The sequence below is a fragment of the Verrucosispora sp. WMMA2044 genome (genome assembly GCF_027497155.1).
GTDB lineage: Bacteria > Actinomycetota > Actinomycetes > Mycobacteriales > Micromonosporaceae > Micromonospora > Micromonospora palythoicola.
Map to the genome: position 1 here is coordinate 5,575,571 of NZ_CP114913.1, position 17,153 is coordinate 5,592,723.

Genomic DNA, 17,153 nt, shown 5'->3' on the forward strand with positions numbered 1-17,153 from the left:
TCCGGCGGCAACCCCGGTCAGCCCCGGCAGAACCGCCGGGTCGGCTCGTCACCCGTGTACCGGGGCCCGACCCTCACGAATCGGCGGACCGCAGGACGGCGAAGGCCCGCTCGGCGATGTGCCGGATCAGCCCGTCGTTGACGTCACGGTGCTCGTCGAGCAGGTCGAGGTCGCCGGGGCCGAGCCAGCGGTACTCGGTGTGCTTGCCCGCCTCCAGCACGGGAGCGGCCAGATCGCCGTCGACCCGAACCAGCCAGTCACTCTCGATCCGGGCCAGGCCGTCGTCCCCGACGTAGCGGTACTCGCCGATCTCGGCGATCACCTCGGTGACCCGCCAGCCGGTCTCCTCGGTGACCTCCCGATGCAGCGCGTCCTGCACGGACTCGCCCGGTTCGAGGTGCCCGCCGACGATGTCCCAGCAGTTGGGGAAGAGCCGCCGGTGTGGCGAGCGGCGTTGGAAGAACAGGCGTCCGTCGGGGGCGACGATCAGCGCTCCCGCGCAGCGCAGCGGCTCGGTGGGCACGTCAAGCAGAGTAGTCGCGACCGTACCGGCACGACGATGTCCGGTCTTGTCCTGGAAACCTGCGGGGCTCACCATTGCGGGTAACCGGGTGCAGCCGTCCCAAAGGGGTGATGTGTCATGCAGGTTCGGGAAGCCATGTCCAGTGAGATCCTCGTGGTCGGTCCGGAGCACACGCTCCGGCAGGCGGCGCGGATGATGTCGGAGCGCCGTATCGGGTCGGCAGTGGTGATCGACCCGGATTCCGAGGGGATCGGGATCATGACGGAGCGCGACGTGCTCAACGCGATCGGAGCCGGGCTCGACTGCGATATAGAGCGGACCGGGGCCCACCTGACCTGGGACGTCGTCTACGCGGGGCCGGAATGGACGATCGAGGAAGCGGCGGCGGCGATGGCTCGGGGTGGCTTCCGGCACCTCGTCGTCCTCGACGGTCGTGAGGTCGCCGGGGTGATCTCGGTACGCGACATCATGCGGGTGTGGGCGGCAAGCCGGATGGTCGGCACCGGCTGACCACGGTGGGCCGTCGGTCGATCCGTCGCGGGTTGGGCGGGCTGATCGGCGGGTAATGCCCTAGCTGCGGGCGCGGGCGGAACCTGTCCCGCGTGGGGAGGCGTGATGCGTGGCGCGGACCGGTTGATCCAGCAGCAGTACGAGATGCTCTTGCGGCGGGACGTGGCTTGCCTGCCGGAGCTGTACGCGACGGACGCCCACTACGCCATGCCGGGCGTCACGGTGCGTCCGAGCGAGTTGCCGGCCCTGCTGCGTACCTGGACTGGCGCCTTTCCCGACCTGCGGGTCGAGCCGCTCGGTGCGGTACGCACGGCCGGTGGCGCGGCGGTCGAGCAGTTGCTGACCGGCACCCACACCGGCGTGCTGCACACCCCGTTCGGGACCGTCGCGCCCACCGGACGGGACGTCGCCTGGGAGGTGGTGGACGTGGTCCGGGTGCGTCGGGGGCGGATCGTCGCCTGGCGGTCCTACTTCGACTGGGGCCAGCTGATGACGCTGTTGGGTCTGCACGTGGCGGGAACGTCCCGGCGGCCGTCGGAACCGGTGGGCGTTCCGGCCTGAGCTGCCGCACAGTCGGCGCGGGCGGGTGGGCCACCGGACGCGACCCGTTCACCCGACCCGGTGGCTCAGGATGCGGACATCGCCGTGCCTTCCGCGCACGTCCCACCTCCGCCCGTACGCTGAACAGCCATGACCGCCGAGCAGCTGATCTCCTTCGCCCGTGGCGCCCCCTCACTGGACATTGTCGATGTCGAGGGGCTCAAGGCCGCCGCCGTCCGCGCCTTCGACGCCGACCCTGCCGGGGTGACCGCGTACGGCACCTCCGTCGGTTACGTCCCGCTCCGCAAGTGGATCGCCGAGAAGCACGGTGTCGAGGCGGAGCAGGTGCTGGTCACCAACGGCTCGTTGCAGGCCGACGCCTTTCTCTTCGACCACCTGGTGCGCCCCGGCGACGCGGTGGTGGTGGAGCGTCCCACCTACGACCGCACCCTGCTCAACCTGCGGAACATGGGCAGCGAACTGCACGCCGTCACCATCCAGCCGGACGGGATGGACACCGCCGAGCTACGCAAGCTGCTGGAGTCCGGGGTGCGCCCCCGGCTGGCCCACGTCATTCCGAACTACCAGAATCCGGCGGGCGTGACGCTGTCCCTGGAGAAGCGTCGCGAACTACTCGACCTGGCCGCCGAGTTCGGCTTCACGATCTTCGAGGACGACCCGTACGCCGACATCCGGTTCCGGGGTGAGGCGCTGCCGTCGATGCTGTCGATGGACACCCGCAACGTGGTCGTGCACGCCTCCAGCTTCACCAAGACCGTCTGCCCGGGCGTTCGGGTGGGCTACCTGGTGGGTCCGGCCGACCTGATCGGCGACATCGCGAAGAAGGCGACGAGCCTCTACATCTCGCCCGGCATGGTGTCCCAGGCGATCGTGCACCAGTTCTGCGTGTCGGGGGACATCGACCGGTCGATCGAGACGGTGCGGGCGGCCCTCGGCGAGCGCGCCACGGTGCTCGCCGAGTCGCTGCGCCGGCACATTCCCCAGGCCCGGTTCGTGGAGCCCGACGGCGGCTACTTCCTCTGGGTCGAGTTGCCGGAGGACGTCGAGGTCGACCGGCTCGCCCCGGCGGCGGCCGAGCGTGGCGTCGCGGTGGTCAAGGGCAGCGATTTCGTGCTGGACGGTGGGCGGCACGCCCTCCGGCTGGCCTATTCGGCGGTCACCGCGGACCGGATCGACGAGGGCGTTCGGCGGCTGGCCGAGGCGATGGCGTCGGTGCGTGACTAAATTTCTGTCGGCTTTCCGACAGAATGGCGATACCGGCCGGCTCGGGTATCCCGCTGACGCGACTCGGGGCCCACAATGCTGCGAGCGTTACTCACCACGCGTAGGCACAACCCCCCGCCCCCACGGCGCCGGGCGGGCCGGATCACCCCTCACCCCCCGATGCGGTCCGGTCCGTCCGGCGCCACCCCCGGCCGTCCGACCATGATCGCTGTGGCGGCGTAACCTGCAAACCGCAGCCGGCGGGGGGAGGGCGTGATGACGGAGCGGACGCGGCGCACGGGGGCGACCGCCCCGGCCACCGCTGGCGACCGGACCGCGAGCGCCAACGGCAGCCGGGCCCTGCGGCCGCGGAGCTGGTCGCCGGTTCGGGCAGTGACTCGTCGGCTCAGCCCCGACGGATCACAGTCCGGCCAGCCGTCGACCGAGCGGCGACGCAACGCCGTGGTCGACTGCGCGCTCTACCTCGACGGTCAGCGGCAGGCCGGCGACTGGGACTACGCCGACGCGCTCGCCGCGGCGCGCAGCGCCGAAGCGGGTTTCGTCTGGCTCGGTCTGCACGAGCCGGAGCTGGCCGAGATGACCGACATCGCCACCACCTACGGGCTGCACGAGCTGGCCGTGGAGGACGCGGTCAAGGCTCAACAGCGTCCGAAGCTCGAACGTTTCGGCGAGGTCAGCTTCCTGGTGCTGCGCACCGCCCGCTACTGCGAGCACACCGAGCTGACGGAGAACTCCGAGGTGGTGGAGACCGGGCAGGTGATGCTCTTCATCGGCCCGCAGTTCGTGATCAGCGTCCGGCACGGTGACGCCTGCCGGCTCGCGCCCGTCCGCGAGGAGCTGGAGGCTCGCCGGGAGCTGCTGCTCAACGGTCCCTGGGCCGTCGCGTACGCGATCACGGACCGGGTCGTCGACCTCTACCTGGAGGTCGCCGACCAGCTCGAGGACGACATGGACGTGCTGGAGACGGAGGTGTTCGACCGCCAGACCAGCGGCCGGATCCAGCGGATCTACCAGATGAAGCGGGAACTGGTCGAGTTCAAGCGGGCGGTGATGCCGTTGCAGCGGCCGCTGGTGACGCTGACCTCGCAGATGAACCGGGACGTGCCCAAGGAGGTACGCCGCTACTTCCGGGACGTGCAGGATCACCTCAGCCGCACCGTTGAGCAGGTCAACTCGTACGACGACCTGCTCAACTCGATCCTCCAGGCGCGGCTGGCCCAGGTCACTGTCGACCAGAACAACGACATGCGCAAGATCGCGGCCTGGGCGGCCATCGCCGCCGTGTGGACCGCGATCGCCGGCATCTACGGCATGAACTTCGACTTCATGCCGGAGCTGAGGGTGACCTACGGCTACCCCGTGGTGCTGGCCCTGATGCTCAGCATCTCGTTGGCCCTCTACCGCTGGTTCCGCCGCAACGACTGGCTCTGACCCTCGCCCCACCCGACCGCTCGCCGCGCCGTCGCGTCGACCATGAAGTTGTTGCCGCGCTCACCGGAGTGTCGCGGCAACAACTTCATGATCAATCTCGGTGGGGCGGGAGGGGTCAGGCGCGGGTGTTGGACTTGTGGTTGGTGGCCTTGCTCAGGTCGTCGGCGGGGCGGCCGGTGGTGGTGCGGGCACCCTCGGCGACCGAGGGGACCTTCCCGGTGGTGGCGACGCCGGACGGGGCGGTAGCGGTGGTGGCGCTGTCGCTGGCGGCCACCGCCGAGCTGCCCGCGCCGGTCGAGACCTTGCCGGCACCGGCCGGACCGGCCGTACGCACCTCGATGGTCTCCACCTCGTCGTGCATCGGCTCAAGCGCGGCACCCGTGTCGTACTCGGCCCACTCCTGCTGCTCACGGTGCCGGCGCAGGGCCATCGCACCGGCGAGCCCGGCCACCGCACCGGCGGCCAACAAGCCGAACATGGTCCCGCTCCGGCGGGACTTCCTCTTCGCCTTCATCTTCTTCGCCTTCCTGGTGACCGCGGCCTGCTTGGCGAGGGCGGTCTTCTTTCCCTTGACGGCCCGATCGGCCGCGTCGGACTGCGCGTGACGTACGGCCAGAGCGAGCGGCGCGAGAGCGGCGGCCGTCGACGCGAGGCCGCTCGATGCCCGATCCCGGACCACGACGGCGGTCGGTGCCACCGCGCCGCGGGCCGCCTGGAATCGCGGGCCGACCGTGTCGCCGGCTCCCCTCGCGGCATGCGTGGCGGCCTGCCTCAGGTGACCGATGCTGCGATTGAGTTCGGCCCGGGCCAACTGCGCCTGGCTCTTGCGCCGCCAGTTTCCAAACACGGTCCCACCTCCTGGGAGTTGCTCTGTCTCATCCTCCACCTTCGGATGCCTCCGCATGTCCAGATCGGGCACATGGGAGGATCCGCATGGAACTGACCAACGAGTAAGGAGTACCCGTGGCCGAGGCTGTCTACGCCACCGTGCACACCAACGCCGGCCCGATCCGGCTGGAACTCTTCGCCAACCACGCGCCGAAGACCGTTCGCAACTTCGTCGAGCTGGCCGAGGGCACGCGTGAGTACACCGATCCGCGGACCGGGCAGCCGGGCAACGGTCCGTACTACGACGGCACCATCTCGCACCGCGTGATCAGCGGTTTCATGATTCAGATGGGTGACCCGACCGGCACCGGTCGTGGCGGGCCGGGCTACACCTTCGCCGACGAGTTCCACCCCGAGCTGCGGTTCGACCGGCCGTACCTGCTGGCGATGGCGAACGCCGGGCCCGGCACCAACGGCTCGCAGTTCTTCATCACCGTCTCGCCGACGCCGCACCTGAACAACCGGCACACCATCTTCGGGCAGGTGGCCGACGAGCAGTCCGCGAAGATCGTCGAGGCGATCGCCAACACCCCGACCGGTCCCAGCGACCGGCCGCTCCAGGACGTCGTCATCGAGCGCATCGAGATCGAGCGCTCGGCCTGACCCGCGCTGGATCCGGCCCGCCGGCCGAGGCTGGGCGCGGCGGGCCGGGCGCGGGCGACCTGTACGGACCGGGACATGCCTCGACCCGCCTGAGCGACGGCTCGGGGTACCTTTGCTCGCATGACTGAGCGCTCGGGTGCCTGGGGCCAACGATGAGCGAGTCCCCACCGACCACGCCGGCCTGCTATCGCCACCCCGGCCGGGAGACGTACGTCCGCTGCACGCGGTGTGACCGGTCGATCTGCCCCGACTGCATGAACGAGGCGTCGGTCGGGTTCCAGTGCCCGGAGTGCGTGTCGGAGGGACGCCGCAGCGTGCGGCCGGCGCGTACCGCCTTCGGTGGCGGGGTCGTCGGTCGACACGGTTACGTGACCAAGACCCTGATCGCCCTCAACCTGCTGGTGATGCTGGCGTCGATCGCCTCGGACCGGGGCGGCGACGCGGCGGCCGGCGGTAACGGCTTCGGCGGGCTGATGGGCGGCGGCACCCCGTTGACCGAGTGGGGCGCGGTGCTGGGTCGGGCGATGTTTCTCGACGGCACCGTCGGCGGCGTCGCCGAGGGCCAGTGGTACCGCCTGATCACCGCGATGTTCCTGCACTACGGCGTGGTGCACCTGCTGCTGAACATGTGGGCGCTCTGGGTGCTCGGTCGTTCGCTGGAGGCGGTGCTCGGGCCGCTGCGTTTCGCCGCGCTCTACTTCATCGCCGGCTTCGGCGGCAACGTCGCGGTCTACGTGTTCAGCGCGCCCAACCAGATGTCGGCGGGAGCGTCGACCGCCATCTTCGGCCTGTTCGCGGCGATATTCGTGATCATGCGGCGACTCGGGCGGGACACCTCGGCCATCGTCCCCATCCTGGTGATCAACCTGATCTTCACCTTCACCGTGCCGCAGATCTCGATCGCCGGTCACCTCGGCGGCCTGGTGTTCGGTGCGCTGATGGCGCTGGTGCTGGCCTATGCGCCGCGCTCGCGCCGGACGCTCGTGCAGGTCGCTGGTGGCGCGATCATCGTGGTGCTACTGCTCGGGATGGCCCTGGTTCGCACCGCCGCGCTGCTGGGCTGACGCTGCCCGGCACCGTGCCGGCGGGACCGGGCAGCACCGCCGGCCCACGTCGCCGGCCCGGGTGCGCGGAGCGGATCAGCCGGTGCCGCCGGGACTCGCCGCCCGGGCGGCGCGCAACGCGTCGGCGACCTCGGCCGGATCGGTTCCGAGATCGAGCCGGCTGAACAGGTGCAGCGAGTCGCCCGTGTCGATCTCCAAGGTCGGTCCGGCGAGTCCGCGCCCGGACCGACGGTGCAGCTGGATGTTCTCCACAGTCGGCCAGGGCAGGTGCCGTCGGCTCAGCATCCCGGCCGGCACGGTGACGCCGGTCGCGTCCACCGCCAGCCGCACCGGCGCGAGCAGATCCCGCAGGCCCCAGCCGACGAGGATCACCGCGGCCAACCCGCCGAGCACCGGCCGGAGCGGGTCCCCTGCGGCGAGCAGCATCCCCAGGGCGAGCACGACAACCGCGGCAGCCAGCTTGAGGACGGGTAGGGCGGGTGGCACCCGCCACCGCTGTGCGATCGTGTCGTCCGCCACGGCACCAGCATGCCAGCGCCGCCGGGAACCGGCATCCGCCCCGGGGCCGTGCCCGAGGGCGGGGTCGGGGAGGACGGCCAGGGTGGGCGTAGGATCGGGAGCAGCCCAAGTTACCGGGGAGTAGACATGAGTGACGCGGTTATCGTCGGTGCGGTGCGCACCCCGGTCGGGCGGCGCAAGGGCAGCCTGGCCACGGTGCACCCGGTGGATCTGTCCGCACACGTCCTGCGCGCCCTGGCCGAACGCACCGGGATCGATCCGGCCCAGGTGGACGACGTGGTCTGGGGCTGTGTGTCGCAGGTCGGCGAGCAGTCGTGGAACGTCGCCCGCAACGCCGTACTGGCCGCCGGCTGGCCGGAGTCGGTGCCGGGCACCACCGTCGACCGGCAGTGTGGTTCCAGCCAGCAGGCCCTGCACTTCGCCGCAGCCACCGTGCTCTCCGGTCAGGCGGATCTGGTCGTCGCCGGCGGGGTCGAGTCGATGACCCGGGTGCCGATGGGCTCCAGCGTCGCCGGCGGGATGCCGTTCAGCGAGCAGATCCTGAGCCGCTACCGGGGGGTCGAGGGAGTCGCCGAGGACTCCCCGCTGCCCTTCAACCAGGGCGTGGGAGCGGAGCTGATCGCGCAGCGCTGGCGCCTGTCCCGATCCCAGCTCGACGAGTTCGCGCTGACCAGCCACGAGAAGGCCGCAGCCGCGCAGGACGCCGGAGCGTTCGAGGCTGAGCTGGCCCCGGTGGCGCTCGCGGACGGCGGCAAGTTCGCGGTGGACGAGGGCATCCGGCGCGACACCTCGCTGGCGAAGCTGGGCGAGCTGCCCACTCCGTTCCGCCCCGACGGTGTGGTCACCGCCGGCTCGGCCTCGCAGATCTCCGATGGTGCCGCCGCGCTCGCGGTAACCACGAGCGAGTGGGCCAGCCGACACGGGCTGCGCCCGCTGGCCCGCGTGCACACCGCCGTGGTCGCGGCCGACGACCCGGTCGCCATGCTCACCGCGCCGATCCCGGCGACCGCGAAGGCGCTGCGGCGCGCGGGGCTGGGCATCGAGGAGATCGGGGTGTACGAGGTGAACGAGGCGTTCGCCCCGGTGCCGCTGGCCTGGTTGGCTGAGACCGAGGCGGACCCGGAGCGGCTCAACCCGCGCGGCGGCGCGATCGCCCTCGGGCATCCGCTCGGTGGCTCCGGCGCCCGGATCATGACCACGATGCTCGCCCACATGCGCGACAACAACATCCGCTACGGCCTCCAGACCATGTGCGAAGGCGGCGGAATGGCCAACGCCACCATCCTCGAACTCCTCTAACCACCCACCCACCCACCCCACTACGCCGGGTTGATCAAGAAGTTTTGGTCGGGCTGAGCCGATCGGTGACGCAAACTTCTTGATCAACGCAGTTGGTTCGGGGTGGGGTCGGGGTGGGGTGGAAATTGCAGAAAGCAGGTTGAGGGCCGCGTCACTGTGGGGGCAGGGTCGTTGGGCAGGTCATGGACGTCTTCTCCCGAACGTTCCTTCCGGCCGCCGCCGAGGCCGGCCTGGCGGTGCAGACCGCCAGTCGGCACATGCCGGTGTTCCGTCGCTGCGTGGGTTCCGGCGACGCCACCGTCCTGGTCACCCGGTGCAGCCGGCCCGACCGGCCGGTCCACGGGGAGTATCTGCTGCTGCTCACCCATCGACGGCTGGTGGTCACCCGGCAGACACGGGTGCTGCATCGGCTCCGTCTGCACCTCAACACGGAGCTCCGCGAGCTGAGCCACGTCACCTGGAGCCCCGACCCGCGACTGCGCTGCGTCGAGCTGGCCGCCACCGCGATCGACGGCATCCGCGAGCGTTTCCTGATCCGCACCCAGCATCCGAAGCAGGTGTGGCAGTTGGACGCGTTGCTCGATCACGCCTTCCGTACCCGTGTCCGCAGCGCGCAGCCACGGGTCGTGACCACCGTCGCCGAGCCCCCCACCGTACGGCCGGTCGCCTTCCAGCCCGTCGTGGCCCGCTGAGCGGGTCTTCTTACCGAATCCGAACACGACCTGCCGCTGCCGGATCCCGTCGATCGGCAATCATGGCCCAGTGACCGCCGAGAACCCACAACGCGGGCTGGTCCTCGTGGTGGAGGACGAACCGAGCATCGCCGACCTGGTCCGGCTCTACCTCAGCCGGGACGGTTTCGGCGTACATGTCGAACGGGACGGCAGCGCCGGTCTCTCGGCGGCTCGCCGGCTGCGTCCGGTGGCCTGCGTGCTCGACATCGCCCTGCCGGGTCTGGCCGGCACCGAGATCTGCCGTCGGCTACGCGAGGCCGGCGACTGGACCCCGGTCATCTTCCTCACCGCCCGCGACGACGAGGTGGACCGCGTCGTCGGCCTGGAGCTGGGGGCCGACGACTACCTCACCAAGCCGTTCAGCCCCCGGGAACTCGTCGCCCGGCTGCGGGCGGTGCTGCGCCGCGCCGCAGGCCCGCCGGGCGGTGCCGGGCAGCCCGTCGTGCTCGGGCGGGTCACCGTCGACCCCGATCGCAGGTCGGTCACCGCCGACGGCGTGCCGGTGCAGCTGACCTCCACCGAGTTCGACCTGCTGGCCCACCTGATGAGTCGGCCGGGCCGGGTCTTCTCACGGGAGGAACTGCTGGCCGCCGTCTGGGGGTACGCGGCGCACTCCGGCACCCGTACCGTCGACGTGCATGTGGCGCAGGTGCGGGCGAAGCTCGGTGGTGCCAGTGTGATCCGGACCCATCGCGGAGTGGGATACGCCGCCGATGGCTGACCGTCCCGGCCGTACGCTCACCGCTCGCGCGGTGTTGGTGACCTGCGCGGTGGCCCTGGTGTCGGTGCTGGTCACCGCGATGGTCGCGGTGCCGGTGGCGGTCCGCGCCGCCGAACGGCGGGACCGCCAGGCGCTCGCCGCACAGGCACAGGTCGCCGCCGAGCTGCTGCGGGCGCGCCCCGGCCGGGTCCGCGAACTGGCCGGCGAGCGGTTGATCCGCCAACTCGGGAACCAGGGCACCACCATCTTCCTGATCTCCGGCGGTGAGGTGGACCGTGCCGGCCTGCCTCCGCAGGTGGTGAACCGGGTGTCCAACGGGCGGAATGTCTCCGGTCGGCGGTTGGTCGACGGGCAACGGGCGCTGGTCGAGGGCCGGGCGCTGCCCGGCGGCGACGGCGTGGTGCTGACCCGTCCACTCGGCGCGGGGGTGTGGCGTCAGGTGCTGCGCGGCCTCTGGCTGCCGCTGCTGGCCGGGATGGTCGCGGGTGCGGTCGCCGGTTCGCTGCTCGCCCGCCGGCTGGCCCGGCCGATCCGCCGGGCGGCCCTCGTCGCGGCCCGGCTGCGAGCCGGCGACCGCACCGTCCGGGTGCCGGTCGAGTCGCCGGCCGAGGTGGCCGACCTGGCGTACGCGCTGAACGGGCTGGCCGCCGCACTGGCCACCAGCGAGGGACGACAGCGGGAGTTCCTGCTCTCCGTCTCGCACGAACTGCGTACCCCGCTCACCGCGATCCGTGGCTACGCCGAGGCGCTGGCCGACGGGGTGGTGGAACCGTCGGCGGCGGCCGAGACCGGTCGGACCATGCTCGACGAGGCGGAGCGCCTGGACCGCCTGGTCACCGACCTGCTCGCCCTGGCCCGCCTGGAGGCGGTCGACTTTCCCCTCGAACCGGTGCCGGTGGACCTGGTCGCCCTGGCGGCTGACGCCGGCCGGACCTGGGCGGACCGGTGCTCCTCGGTCGGGGTGACGTTCCGCACCGAGCTGCCGGGGCAGCCGGTGCCGGTGTACACCGACCCGGGGCGGATCCGGCAGGTGATCGACGGGCTGCTGGAGAACGCGCTGCGGGTGGTGCCGCCGGGTGCGCCGGTGGTGCTGGCGGTCCGGCCGGCCGGTGCCGACCCGAGCGCCGGTGGAGTGGTCGAGGTCCGCGACGGTGGACCGGGGCTGACCGACGACGACCTGACAGTGGCCTTCGAGCGTGGGGCGCTGCACCAACGCTACCGGGGGCTACGGAAGGTCGGCAGCGGGCTCGGCCTCGCGCTCGCCGCCGGCCTGGTCCGCCGGCTCGGCGGTGAGACAAGCGCCGGGCACGCTGCCGAGGGCGGTGCCGCGTTCACCATCCGGCTGCCGGGATTCCTTACCTGACCCGAACGTCGGCCTGACGGTCGGCTCATCCGGTCGGTCCACGCTGAGGGGACGGATCCGCGCCGGCCGTGACGCGGCGCCACGAGATCCGGCGGACCAGCACCGACGAGAGGACGAGGAATGGCACGCAGAGGATCCTTCACCGCCACCGGCGCGCTACTGGTGACGGTCGCGTTGGCCGCCGCCGGCTGCGGGGTGGGCCGGGCCGAGCGGGACGCGATGCAGGACAGCGCCGTCGAGGTGGTCGCCGCGATGGGCTCGGAGGGCCAGGCACTGGCCGCGCTCGGTCTCGACCCCGAGGAACTGGACGCAGACCCGAGCACGGCCGCGCAGGTGGAGCCGACCCCGAGCGCGGCCAACAAGCGCAAGGAGCGGGTCGAGGAGTGGCGCAAGCGTCGGGCGGCCCGGGTGCTGCTGCGCAAGAATACGCTGCACGGCGACGTCGTGGTGCAGACCAAGGACGGCGGCACGAAGACCGTCTCGGTGCAGCGCGGCGAGGTGACCGCCCTCGCCGACGACAAGATCACGGTCAAGTCGGCCGACGGCTTCACCAGGACCTGGACCTTCACCGACGACCTGCGGGTGGTCGAACGGCGCAGGTCGATCGCCGCCACGGACATCAAGGTCGGCACCAAGCTGGGCGTGGCCGGGACCGTGGCCGGCGAGCAGGCGCAGGCCCGTCTGATCGTCGTACCGTTCAAGCAGAAGTGACGGTGGGCCCGCCGCGTCCAGGTGATCAATCTTGACCACCCGGACGCGGCGGGCCCACCTGCCCTCGGTATCAGTAGACCCGGGAGCCGATGAAGTCGTCCCGCCCGTACCCGACGGGCTGGGCGAACGACCGCGACTCGAATGACCACTGCTGCCGGGAACTGCTGGAGCAGGTGGCCAGCCGCAGTCGGGGCGTACCGAGCAGCGGGTTGTCGAAGGCCAGGCAGAGGTTGGTGGCACCGGCGGCGCGGATCTGGTTGCCGGAGATGGTGAACCGCTGGTTGGTGCCGCCGTGGCAGTCGTAGACGTTCACCGCCGTGCCGGACCGCAGCGAACCACCGGCCACGTCCAGGCAGCGGTCGTGGGAGAGCTCGGAGTGCAGCGACTGCCGGGTCGGGTCGTACCAGAAGCCCTGGTTACGTCCGCCGTGGCAGCGGTACGACTGCTGCGCTGTGCCGTTGCGCGAGTTGTAGCCCTTGCCGTCCACACAGGTGCCGGTGGCGGCGTTGCGTAGCTGCCGGAACTCCATCAGTCCGGGGTAGAGCTGGCCGTTGCCGGTGCTCGCCGGGTCGACGCAGGTGCCCTGCTGCTGGCCGGAGGCGTAGAACTGGGTGATGCACTGGGCGAACATGCCGTGTCCCCGGTAGTTCGGGTGGAACGACTGGCGGGCCGCGTTCTCGTCCCAGATCCCCACCTCGATGTAGAGGCCGCGTACCGAGGTGTTGTCGGTGCAGACCTCGTGGCCGTGGAAGAGGCGGCTGGCGTCGAGGTAGCGGGTGCCGGTGTTGGCCGCCGCCGCCCGCAGCGCCGACTCGAACAGCGGCACCGCCTTGTTCCGGGCGAACGCGGCGTCGGCGAGGTACAGCAGGCAACCGCCGGAGTACCAGCCGGGGAAGTTCGGGTTGTCCTCCACGTCCGGACTGGCCGGGCTGGAGTACGACATGAACACCAGCTCGTAGTCGGAGCTGAGGTAGCCGGCGTTCGTCATGGTCCGGCGGATGTCGGTGAGCGCCTCCTCGACGGCCCGGCGGCTGCCGTCGGTGCGTACCGTCCACTGGTCGGTGTAGGTGGGCCAGCACGGCCCCTGGAAGAGGACGCGGCGGAGCGCGCAGTCGGTGGCGACCGGGCCGAACTGGATCGTGCCGTCGCCGTTGGCGCCGGCCACCACCCAGATCAGCTTGATCTGCGTGTTGCGTGCCTTGATCGCCAGGTGGTCGCCCTGGTTCAGCTCGTTGTGCTGGGTGGGACCACCGGCGATCAGGTTCCACGGGGTGGCGCCGGAGCAGGCGATGTTGTAGCGCTCGTCGGCGGCGATACCGGTGCGGAATACCGCCTGGTCGTACGAGCGGTCGCACCAGTTGCCCGGCTGGTGGGTGCCGGGCACGTAGTTGCCGACCCCCTCACCGGAGATCTGGCTGTCACCCATGGTGACCAGTGCGGTGCGGCGCTGGTCGAGCGGCCGGATGCCGGGGTCGCCGTAGAGCGCGGTGGCTTCGGCGGCGCGGATGGTTTCGAGGTGGGCGGGGAGCGGCTGGACGGCGGGACGGTCGGCCGCGGCGGCGGGTGAGGCCGTGGCCAGCATCGGCAGGACGAGAGCGGTGGCGAGGACGGCGACCTCGGCAAGACGCCGTCGAGGTGTCCGTTCACGCCTGGCGTGGGTACCAGACATCGACGCACTCCTTTCGATCCGATCGCGGGACGTCGATCGGGTTACCGGACGGTAACGCGTGCGATGCAGGTATGTGAATACGTCTCGGAATACTTGCGTGCTGCGGCGAACCGGGCCAATGGTCCTTTACCGGCCCGGACCGCTCGACGTGCCGCGCTGACCGGTCACCGCTGCTCCGGCAGGGCGTAGCCGACGTAGCTGCGGAACTCCAGCCGCCAACCGGCGGGCACCAGGTCGGCGCAGAGTTTCCGGCTGCCGACACAGAGGATCGCGTCGACCGAGGCCGGATCGTCCGGTGGCCGATCGTCAAGCACCGACTGGAGCGCCAGCAGGTCGGGCGGGTTGCCGTCCGCGTCGCGGAGCAGCAGCCACCAGGGGTACTCCCAGTCGTCGTTGCGCTGGGACAACCCGATCCGGCGCGCGTCGGCGGCCCGGACCGCGTCGGCCGCCCACCGGTACTCCTCCGCCCACTGCGGACGCCGGATGAACCGGCTCTCCCAGTCGGAGGTGGTGAAGACCGAACCCGCGCCGACCAGTCGGCGCGGAAAGCCGTACGACACCGCCAACACCCCGGCCAGTGCGCAGGTGGCCAGCACCGTCACGGCGAGCCCGGCGGCGACCGGTCGCCGACCGCCGGTGCCCGCCGGATCACCGCCCCGGACGCCGGACGCGACCCGACCCGAGCAGCGGAAGAAGGCGTCGAGCCAGAGACCGGCCAGCGGCACCGAGGCCGCCAGCGCGTAGAGGATCAGCCGGTTCCCCCACGGCTGCCACTTGATCATCGCGGTGTGCAGCACCACGGCGACGACCACCACCAGGGCGTACGCGCGCAGCGCCCCCGCCGCGCCCGGACTGACCCGGGCCGGGCGGCGCAGCGCCGCCACCGCGCCGATCAGCGCCAGCGCACCGGCCAGCGGGAAGGCCACCCGGTCCTCGTCGGGATACCAGGACGCGACCGGAAAGATTTCCCGGCCGAACGTGATCGCGCGGTCCTGCGGGTCGACCCCGATCAGCCCGGCCAGCCCGATGATCGCCTCGGCGGACACCTCGCGCAGCGGCGCCAGCGGAGTGTCCAGCGCGGTGTGTCCGATCCGGAGCGCGTTCACCAGGACCGACGGTGGGTCGTGGCGTTCCATCGGCACCGACTCGCGCAGCCGCTCCGGTCCCAACGGGTGGCCGAACTCGACGTACACCCGGCCCAGGAAGGGGCCGACCAGCGCGGCGGCGACCAGCAGGATCAGGACCGAGGCGCCGACGGTACGGGTGATCCCGGCGACCGGGGCCCGGCGGCGCGTGGTCGACCTGTCGAGGTACGCCAGGCGTAGCTGGCCCACTCCCCAGAGCACCAGCAGCGGACCGACCGCGAGCAGTCCGCTGGTCTTGGTGACCGCGGTCAGCCCGGTGGCCGCTCCGAGCGCGAGCAGGTCACCCAGGTGCGCACGTCGGCGCAGCCCGTCCAGCGCGAGCGTGCCGGCGCAGAGCACCCAGGCGGCGCAGACCAGATCGGTCTGGGTGCTGGTCGCCTGCAGGGTGACCATCGGCGTGGTGGCCAGCACGAACACGGTGAGCAACTGCGCCCGCCGGCCACCACCGAGCTGCGCGGTCACCCGGGCGGCCGCGAGCAGGCAGACCAGGCCGGCGGCCCACTGCACCAGGTGGTGCAGCGCGTCACCACCGGTCAGCAGCCGCAGGTGCAACAGCAGGTATTCGGCGCCCGGCGGGATGGTGACCTGCCGGTGGATCGCGGTCGCCCAGAACGTCAGATCGCCCTGGGCCACCCACCGTTCCACCTTGGGCAGGTGGTACGTCTGCGAGTCGTAGTTGTTCGGCGCGGCCAGCAGGGCGATCAGCAGTTCGACCAGGACCAGCCCGGCGACCGTACCGGCGAGCAGCCGTTCCCCACGGCTCGCCGTACGCCAGAAACCGCTGGCGGCGCTGCGCCAGCCGCCGGTCGTGGCGGCATCCGGCATGGTGTCCGGATGGGCCGGCGCCGGACGGTCCGGACCCACGGTGACCGTACCGACCGTCGCCGTGGCCCCCGACGCCTCGCCGGCATCCGCCGGCGGTCCCGCCACGCCGGACCGAGCAACGCCCGCCAGCGACGGGGGCGTGCGACCACCGGCGGTCACGGCGCCCGGGAGCCCGGCCGCGGCACGTTCGCGGATCCGGTTGTCGACCCGCCGTCGCCACACCGCCGCCAACGCCGCCACGATGAGGAAGCTCAGCCAGGTCAGCGCGAAGGCGGGCGCGGTGAGCAGCTGCAACGCACCGAGTACCTCCACGGTCGCCACCGCGAAGGTGCCGACGACAAGGGTCGCCCGGAGCACCGCGAGCCGTCGGGGTGCCACGACGCCCACGTGTCGTGGCCGTAGAGCCACGCCGAGTAGAACGAGCACGGCGAGGGGAACCAGGACGAACGGGAAGCCGGCGGCCGACATGGCCGGAAGTAAACACCATCAGCCTGGATGCCTGAGCGTGGATCGCCGTCGGTGGTCGTCGCCACCTGGCTGACCTGCCGGGCTAGGCTATGGCCGACACATTGCCCGCCCTCGTGGAGATTCCCGTGAAGCTGTCGATCCTCATGCCGGTCTACAACGAGGAAGAACGCATCGCGGATGCCCTCAAGCAGGCGCTGGCGGTGGAGTATCCGTGCGAGATCGAGCTGCTGGTGGTCGACGACGGCAGCCGCGACGGCACCGGGGAGATCCTCGGGCGCGCCGACGATGCCCGGCTGCGGGTCATCACCCACCAGCGCAACGCGGGCAAGGGCGCGGCGATCCGTACGGCGGTGGCCAACGCCGACGGCGAGTACATGGTCATCCTCGACGCCGACCTGGAGTACGACCCACAGGACATCCCCAAGCTGCTGGCCCCGGTGCTGGACGGCCGGGCGACGGTGGTCTACGGCAACCGCACCTTCGGCAGCCACAGCGCTTACAGCTTCTGGTACGTGATGGGCAACAAGGGCGTCACCATGGCGGCGAACGTGCTGTTCAACTCCTACATCGGCGACCTGGAGACCTGCTTCAAACTGATGCCGGTCGCGCTCTACCGCTCGCTCGACGTGCGTTCCCGAGGGTTCGGCATGGAGGCCGAGGTGACCGGCAAGCTGCTGCGGCGCCGCATCCGACCGTACGAGGTGCCGATCAGCTACCGGGCCCGGGGACGCGAGGAAGGCAAGAAGATCACCTGGCGGGACGGCGTCGAGGCGCTCTGGATCCTCGGCCGCGAGCGCACGCGTCGCAATCGCGGCACCGCACCCCGCTGACCGTCCTGCCGGCCGCGCCACGAGTCGGGTGCGGGCCGCGGCATGTCGGGCCGTACGTCGTTCGT

At 71.4% G+C, this 17,153-nt stretch carries 16 protein-coding genes and 1 pseudogene; 12 read left to right on the forward strand and 5 right to left on the reverse strand.

The genetic code is table 11. From position 1 onward, the window contains the following. Positions 1-73 precede the first annotated feature (73 nt). Entirely contained in the window at positions 74-523 is a 450-nt protein-coding gene (locus tag O3597_RS25395; RefSeq protein ID WP_281602591.1) for an NUDIX domain-containing protein, read from the reverse strand. A 117-nt stretch (positions 524-640) separates the two neighbouring features. Here O3597_RS25395 and O3597_RS25400 point away from each other — a divergent pair, with 117 nt between their 5' ends. The 4 genes from O3597_RS25400 to corA all read left to right on the forward strand — a co-directional run bounded on the left by O3597_RS25400 (position 641) and on the right by corA (position 4,249). Then, a complete protein-coding gene (locus O3597_RS25400; protein WP_164448848.1) occupies positions 641-1,033 on the forward strand; it encodes a CBS domain-containing protein in 393 nt (130 codons plus the stop codon). Between the two features lie 105 nt (positions 1,034-1,138). Further along, positions 1,139-1,594 carry an ester cyclase gene (locus O3597_RS25405; protein ID WP_281602592.1) on the forward strand — a complete coding sequence of 152 codons (456 nt, stop codon included), beginning with the start codon at positions 1,139-1,141 and terminating at the stop codon, positions 1,592-1,594. A gap of 129 nt (positions 1,595-1,723) precedes the next feature. After that, positions 1,724-2,818, forward strand: coding sequence for a PLP-dependent aminotransferase family protein (locus O3597_RS25410; protein WP_164448850.1), 1,095 nt, complete (start codon positions 1,724-1,726; stop codon positions 2,816-2,818). Positions 2,819-3,190: 372 nt separating this feature from the next. Beyond that, positions 3,191-4,249 (forward strand): magnesium/cobalt transporter CorA, encoded by a 1,059-nt coding sequence (gene corA, locus O3597_RS25415; protein WP_281604635.1) that lies wholly within the window; start codon positions 3,191-3,193, stop codon positions 4,247-4,249. Between the two features lie 115 nt (positions 4,250-4,364). Here the strand turns inward: corA and O3597_RS25420 are convergent, their stop codons facing one another. Next, positions 4,365-5,153, reverse strand: coding sequence for a hypothetical protein (locus O3597_RS25420; protein ID WP_164448852.1), 789 nt, complete (start codon positions 5,151-5,153; stop codon positions 4,365-4,367). Between the two features lie 59 nt (positions 5,154-5,212). On the opposite strand from O3597_RS25420, the gene O3597_RS25425 reads away from it, so the two are divergent. Then, a complete protein-coding gene (locus tag O3597_RS25425; RefSeq protein ID WP_164448853.1) occupies positions 5,213-5,740 on the forward strand; it encodes a peptidylprolyl isomerase in 528 nt (175 codons plus the stop codon). Positions 5,741-5,892: 152 nt separating this feature from the next. Then, positions 5,893-6,804: a rhomboid family intramembrane serine protease gene (locus O3597_RS25430; protein WP_164448854.1), complete on the forward strand. Its 912-nt coding sequence runs from the start codon at positions 5,893-5,895 to the stop codon at positions 6,802-6,804. Between the two features lie 75 nt (positions 6,805-6,879). On the opposite strand, the gene O3597_RS25435 is transcribed toward O3597_RS25430, so the two are convergent. Continuing rightward, positions 6,880-7,290: a PH domain-containing protein gene (locus O3597_RS25435; RefSeq protein WP_164448913.1), complete on the reverse strand. Its 411-nt coding sequence runs from the start codon at positions 7,288-7,290 to the stop codon at positions 6,880-6,882. 159 nt (positions 7,291-7,449) lie between these two features. Here O3597_RS25435 and O3597_RS25440 point away from each other — a divergent pair, with 159 nt between their 5' ends. The 5 genes and pseudogenes from O3597_RS25440 (at position 7,450) to O3597_RS25460 (ending at position 12,151) form a co-directional block, all read left to right on the forward strand. Beyond that, the gene (locus tag O3597_RS25440) at positions 7,450-8,622 is read left to right on the forward strand and encodes an acetyl-CoA C-acyltransferase (RefSeq protein ID WP_164448855.1); all 1,173 of its coding nucleotides are present in this window, start codon (positions 7,450-7,452) and stop codon (positions 8,620-8,622) included. Between the two features lie 182 nt (positions 8,623-8,804). Further along, positions 8,805-9,314 carry a hypothetical protein gene (locus O3597_RS25445; protein ID WP_164448856.1) on the forward strand — a complete coding sequence of 170 codons (510 nt, stop codon included), beginning with the start codon at positions 8,805-8,807 and terminating at the stop codon, positions 9,312-9,314. Positions 9,315-9,384: 70 nt separating this feature from the next. Beyond that, positions 9,385-10,077: a response regulator transcription factor gene (locus O3597_RS25450; protein WP_164448857.1), complete on the forward strand. Its 693-nt coding sequence runs from the start codon at positions 9,385-9,387 to the stop codon at positions 10,075-10,077. 7 nt (positions 10,078-10,084) lie between these two features. After that, positions 10,085-11,457: pseudogene (locus O3597_RS25455) on the forward strand (HAMP domain-containing sensor histidine kinase); the annotation flags it as partial. Positions 11,458-11,659: 202 nt separating this feature from the next. Further along, positions 11,660-12,151, forward strand: a complete 492-nt coding sequence (locus O3597_RS25460; RefSeq protein WP_281604636.1) for a hypothetical protein — start codon at positions 11,660-11,662, stop codon at positions 12,149-12,151. Positions 12,152-12,221: 70 nt separating this feature from the next. Here O3597_RS25460 and O3597_RS25465 read toward each other — a convergent pair whose 3' ends face one another. Beyond that, on the reverse strand, positions 12,222-13,820 hold the full coding sequence (locus O3597_RS25465; protein ID WP_281602593.1) for a ricin-type beta-trefoil lectin domain protein: 1,599 nt from the start codon (positions 13,818-13,820) through the stop codon (positions 12,222-12,224). Between the two features lie 164 nt (positions 13,821-13,984). Further along, complete coding sequence (locus O3597_RS25470; protein WP_281602594.1) at positions 13,985-16,258, reverse strand: hypothetical protein; 2,274 nt, start codon at positions 16,256-16,258, stop codon at positions 13,985-13,987. A 125-nt stretch (positions 16,259-16,383) separates the two neighbouring features. Here O3597_RS25470 and O3597_RS25475 point away from each other — a divergent pair, with 125 nt between their 5' ends. Beyond that, positions 16,384-17,088 carry a glycosyltransferase family 2 protein gene (locus O3597_RS25475; protein ID WP_164448861.1) on the forward strand — a complete coding sequence of 235 codons (705 nt, stop codon included), beginning with the start codon at positions 16,384-16,386 and terminating at the stop codon, positions 17,086-17,088. Positions 17,089-17,153: the final 65 nt, after the last annotated feature.

Bases quoted from the DNA above. Each gene is read 5' to 3' on its own strand.
- O3597_RS25400 (WP_164448848.1), top strand. From the start codon at position 641: ATGCAGGTTCGGGAAGCCATGTCCAGTGAGATCCTCGTGGTCGGTCCG.
- O3597_RS25465 (WP_281602593.1), bottom strand. From the start codon at position 13,820: ATGTCTGGTACCCACGCCAGGCGTGAACGGACACCTCGACGGCGTCTT.
- O3597_RS25420 (WP_164448852.1), bottom strand. From the start codon at position 5,153: ATGCGGAGGCATCCGAAGGTGGAGGATGAGACAGAGCAACTCCCAGGA.
- O3597_RS25460 (WP_281604636.1), top strand. From the start codon at position 11,660: ATGCAGGACAGCGCCGTCGAGGTGGTCGCCGCGATGGGCTCGGAGGGC.
- O3597_RS25405 (WP_281602592.1), top strand. From the start codon at position 1,139: ATGCGTGGCGCGGACCGGTTGATCCAGCAGCAGTACGAGATGCTCTTG.
- O3597_RS25430 (WP_164448854.1), top strand. From the start codon at position 5,893: ATGAGCGAGTCCCCACCGACCACGCCGGCCTGCTATCGCCACCCCGGC.
- O3597_RS25440 (WP_164448855.1), top strand. From the start codon at position 7,450: ATGAGTGACGCGGTTATCGTCGGTGCGGTGCGCACCCCGGTCGGGCGG.
- O3597_RS25410 (WP_164448850.1), top strand. From the start codon at position 1,724: ATGACCGCCGAGCAGCTGATCTCCTTCGCCCGTGGCGCCCCCTCACTG.
- O3597_RS25470 (WP_281602594.1), bottom strand. From the start codon at position 16,258: ATGTCGGCCGCCGGCTTCCCGTTCGTCCTGGTTCCCCTCGCCGTGCTC.
- O3597_RS25445 (WP_164448856.1), top strand. From the start codon at position 8,805: ATGGACGTCTTCTCCCGAACGTTCCTTCCGGCCGCCGCCGAGGCCGGC.